Genomic DNA, 4178 nt, shown 5'->3' on the forward strand with positions numbered 1-4178 from the left:
ACCCTCAATGCGATTATCATTCTTATTTAAATGTTTTGAGTATTTTAACTGATTGACAAAAGGTACTTTGTCCTAACCTCTCACCGATGCTCTATCCCTAGATTCCTGCTCATCAGCAGCCCATCACCAGCAACCACTGTGATACACCAAGGAAGAAGCTCAAAATCGCGGATACCGTCTGTGATACGTTGGCTGATACTGATTCCTAACCTTTGTAATGCCAACTTTAAGATTATTCGTTTTTTGCGTAAAGTATGAAAATTGAGGTGAATAGTACTATATAACGGTACCTATTATGGATAAACCGGGGACAACGCTAAAAGTCTCCTATATAATTTACTTCTAACAAAAACTGCTCTGGATTAACTCCAGGGCAGTTTTATGTTGAGTCGATTAGCCCTAGTTTAGTAATCGCTATGATATTAGATAGGGTTTTATCATTCATTAGGTGTCAAATAATCAACAAGACTAAGCAGCGATCGCTTGGTGGCAAAAGCGATTTCCAGATTCGACTGTCAACCAATTATGTAGTTGCAGATTTGTTATCAATTCGCTCACAATGGCATCAAGCTTTTGACAAAGTTTTTGAATGTGGTAATATTCATGCTTTGCCGTTGAATGTGCGTTCTTGAGTTATTTCCTCAGTTGCCTCGCTTGTTGCTCCCCGTGGCACAATGCTTGCTGATTAATCGTGTTCGAGACACAGAAGCTAAAACCTTTGGCCCACCTCGTTCATTATCAGACTCGAAACTCAAACAGTTTGTATAGGGAAAGTTAGATTGAACATGAATGAGACTTTAGCAGCCACACTAGGTGAATTACAAGCACAAATATATTGGTTACATGATGCTGAGAAATTTGCAGAATTGGCATCAGCAGCAGCTACTATATATATGAAACTTGGTTATACTCAACAGCAGGCCCAAACCGCAGGTAACTTAATTAGTCAGGCTTATCAATTAGCGGATGATGCTGCTTTAGCCCAGAAAGCAGGTAATTTTGACAAAGAAATACAGTTTTATTATCAAGCTAAAGATAAATTAACCCAAGTAGAAACTACATTAGTTTATCAAACCAGTATCGCCATACATCAAATGAAATGGTGGATGTATTTTCGTCATAAACAAAAATTACAAATTCTGCTCCACTTATTTTTACAAAATTTTAAAGCGGTAGGGCTGATTAACTTACTTACTGCTCTTAAACTTACATATTTTCTCATGGAAATAGGCAGAGTTCACAAATCGCGTGATATCGGAACCACTAAACATAATGCTATAAAATACTGGACAGAATTATTGAAAATCAAACCGCCACAATATCCTTATCTTGGTTAAACTGCTATTTTTAGGCTTGAGCGCGATTAGTAAACGACGCATCCTTAATTTTTCTCTCTTGATGGGAAGGGAGCGTTCCGTTTCTCTTATAATATGTTTTTGCTGCATAATCAGGTAAGCTTTTAAACTTATTGCGTTGATGGGAAGAGAAGATGAATCCGAATGCTATAGCCACCAGATATGATCAAATTGCCCTATGGTGGCAGACTAAGCATCAAGATTCGCCATACGGGATCGCACAGTTGGAGCAGGCTATCAAATTTACTTCTAAGAGGCACTCAGCTATTGACATAGGTTGTGGAAGCAGTGAAAAAAATTTACTGCAACTTATAGAACAACTGGCACAAAGTTAGTAAATAGGCGATCGCGTACCCAACTTTTTAAGAAAAAGATTACCGAAGCTTAACTCGCTCTAAGATATAACAGCTGATTCGTAAAGAAAATCTAAAGGGACTTTGGATAAGAGCTGATTCGTAAAGAAAATCTTAAGGATACTCAACTCGTTACTAAGTCTAAGTTTTAGCGAACAAGTGCTTGATTGACTCAAATTCCTGAAACCCTTACAAGACAAGTACTTTACTTGAGTTTACAAATTAGCTCTTAGAGCAATTGACTATTAATTCCTACAAAGATCATTTGAGTCTTATGAACATCCCTGTAAGATCCTCTTCTTCATTGATTGACTTATTTTTGAAGTCGAGCTAATTCTGAAACTTTAGAAGATGGTGAATTCTCCGATACTTCTGCACTGTGAACCTTCAAAGAACGCAGCAATTCTCGAATCACATCGTTAAAGGGTCTTCCTGTTTTTGCACAGTATTCTGACAATTTCTGTGTCTCTGCTGCCGTGAGATTTACTGTTAGCCGTTTAACAGCCCATTTTTTATTGACCATTCACTTTTTCGACTTATTACTTTTGGAAATAAATTATACATTATTTGTACATCTCTTAGTAATCTGATCAGCCAAAATTACGCTTTTTCGGATTAGCGTAGATATTAAAAGAATTCACAGTGGGTTACGCCCGGCTACGCTCTAAGGGAGATCCAATAAATAAATCAGCCCAGCCGTCGCTTTCGCCCTTAAGGCGAAAGCGCCTAGATATTTCGGTTTTGCCAAAAATATTATTGATACGGTGAAGCAGCGCGGTCTTGGGGGTTTCCCCCATGAGCGACTGCTGAACCCCGAAGGGGCTGGGCTGATTTATTCGTGTCTTGTGCCTAAGCAAAGCTATGCCGAAGCTTTACGCAATTAAGTTTTGTAATAGGGATTGAAAGTGGTACTTTCGCAAGAAAAAGTTTTTATTACTGGTAAATGTTTGAAATTTAATTTGTATCCAAGAATGCATCGATTCTTCACAAAGCTTCAAATCTTTGGATAGAGATGATTACATAAAAACATTTCTTATTTAGTAGGCATAAACCAGACTTTTAAGATTGGATCGAATTAAGGTAATTGAAAAAATAAAAATGGCTCTCACATTTAGTCGCCGTTGGCGCAATCAGTAAATCTGAAGTGTCTAAAATTAGAGCGGTAAAGCATTATGATTAACCAAATTACACTTTTGGAATCTTGCTGGTATATTTCTCCTCCGTGGGGTCAAGCTATGCCTCCATTAGCGGTTCAGATGCGAGAAAAAGTTTTCCTGCCAACCTACAATTTGTTAGGTTACTGCTGTGGCGTTTACTGGGAAAGCCCGAAGTGGGTTTATGCAATTGTTTGTCGCGGTGAAATACTTTACTTGCCTTCTAAAGAATTTTATCCAACAAATGTCTTCAAAAATGCTGCTGTTCCTACTTCGGTTTTTCAATTAGGCGACACAGTTGAAGTTGATTTTAGTCTCCAATCAACACGTCGTATTATTCAAGGGATTTTTTGCCTTAAAAACAATTGGCTTTACGGTGTGGAGTGGTGTTCTCCAATTATGGAAGAAACGGCATCGGCTCAAAGCCAACTCATCTGGCTTGCTGATATTGATTTAGTAAGAAAGATGAGGCTTTAGCAATTTGTGGGGCAAAGCTTCGTATTGGAGTTTAGAATAAACAATGCAAAACAACCCAGCGCTGCTGAGTTAATAGGAAACTTGCTGAAAGTATGAACAATGTTTGATATTAAACCGCAATAAGTGGTTATTGCCGGAGTTATGTTGCTGTCTTTTTAACGATTGGGAATCGGTTTTTACGTAGACGAAGTTTTCCTGGCATCCAATCTGGAAACTAACAAAGCTTTGAACCAACCGTACAAGAATGTTACATGGAATGTTGACCGTCTTCAAAATGGAAGGAGCGCAGCCAATCTGTCTCACATATATTCAGGGCGATAGAGGCAAAAAATTTTGTATTTTCACCCCTTTCAGGGGAAAAATCAGTCTTGAACAAGCCAATTTTTACACAAATTACTATTCATATTTTATTAAATATGTCTAATTATACATAGCATTTTAATCTAACCTGTTTCAAAGGATAGGTAAATTTTAAGTATTTAAAGTTTAATGTAAAAATAGTTAATGATTAATTTTTATAAAGAATACTGATGCTCATAGATCAGGATCATAATCCTAATAAAAATATTAAAGATTTTCTCCCAAAAGCTTTGTTATTGCAAGTTCCATCTAGTTCTACAATGCTGATGCTGAGAATCTATTATGATGTTATTCCACGAGTTCATAAACATTTAGAATTCTGGAAGAAAAAAGCTGAACTAATTCCTAATGTTGAATTACGTAAACAGGCTTTACTAAGTATAAATACTAAAGCCTTTCACTGTGAAGGTGGTTCTATCTATGGATTACTTGCCAAACAAGAAATTGAGCAAATAATCTGCTTTATTGTTGCTTACCAA

8 protein-coding genes are annotated in these 4178 nt (G+C 37.0%); 5 read left to right on the forward strand and 3 right to left on the reverse strand.

The window, feature by feature from the left end:
- Positions 1 to 80: 80 nt before the first annotated feature.
- On the reverse strand, positions 81 to 224 hold the full coding sequence (locus H6G26_RS39270; RefSeq protein WP_190737239.1) for a hypothetical protein: 144 nt from the start codon (positions 222 to 224) through the stop codon (positions 81 to 83).
- 192 nt (positions 225 to 416) lie between these two features.
- Between H6G26_RS39270 and H6G26_RS44440 the strand changes: the two genes are divergently transcribed.
- From H6G26_RS44440 to H6G26_RS39285, 3 genes are all read left to right on the forward strand, one after another.
- On the forward strand, positions 417 to 632 hold the full coding sequence (locus tag H6G26_RS44440; protein ID WP_190737241.1) for a hypothetical protein: 216 nt from the start codon (positions 417 to 419) through the stop codon (positions 630 to 632).
- 153 nt (positions 633 to 785) lie between these two features.
- On the forward strand, positions 786 to 1337 hold the full coding sequence (locus H6G26_RS39280) for a hypothetical protein (RefSeq protein WP_190737243.1): 552 nt from the start codon (positions 786 to 788) through the stop codon (positions 1335 to 1337).
- Positions 1338 to 1489: 152 nt separating this feature from the next.
- Complete coding sequence (locus H6G26_RS39285; RefSeq protein WP_190737245.1) at positions 1490 to 1690, forward strand: hypothetical protein; 201 nt, start codon at positions 1490 to 1492, stop codon at positions 1688 to 1690.
- A 331-nt stretch (positions 1691 to 2021) separates the two neighbouring features.
- On the opposite strand, the gene H6G26_RS39290 is transcribed toward H6G26_RS39285, so the two are convergent.
- Positions 2022 to 2231: a CopG family transcriptional regulator gene (locus tag H6G26_RS39290; RefSeq protein ID WP_190737247.1), complete on the reverse strand. Its 210-nt coding sequence runs from the start codon at positions 2229 to 2231 to the stop codon at positions 2022 to 2024.
- A gap of 124 nt (positions 2232 to 2355) precedes the next feature.
- Complete coding sequence (locus H6G26_RS39295; protein WP_190737249.1) at positions 2356 to 2505, reverse strand: hypothetical protein; 150 nt, start codon at positions 2503 to 2505, stop codon at positions 2356 to 2358.
- 375 nt (positions 2506 to 2880) lie between these two features.
- Between H6G26_RS39295 and H6G26_RS39300 the strand changes: the two genes are divergently transcribed.
- Both H6G26_RS39300 and H6G26_RS39305 read left to right on the forward strand, forming a co-directional pair.
- Positions 2881 to 3339, forward strand: a complete 459-nt coding sequence (locus tag H6G26_RS39300; protein WP_190737250.1) for a DUF1392 domain-containing protein — start codon at positions 2881 to 2883, stop codon at positions 3337 to 3339.
- Positions 3340 to 3869: 530 nt separating this feature from the next.
- Positions 3870 to 4178 (forward strand): DUF2600 family protein (locus H6G26_RS39305; RefSeq protein ID WP_199327280.1); only part of this gene is annotated, 309 nt, incomplete at its 3' end.

The organism is Nostoc sp. FACHB-888 (genome assembly GCF_014696655.1).
GTDB lineage: Bacteria > Cyanobacteriota > Cyanobacteriia > Cyanobacteriales > Nostocaceae > Nostoc.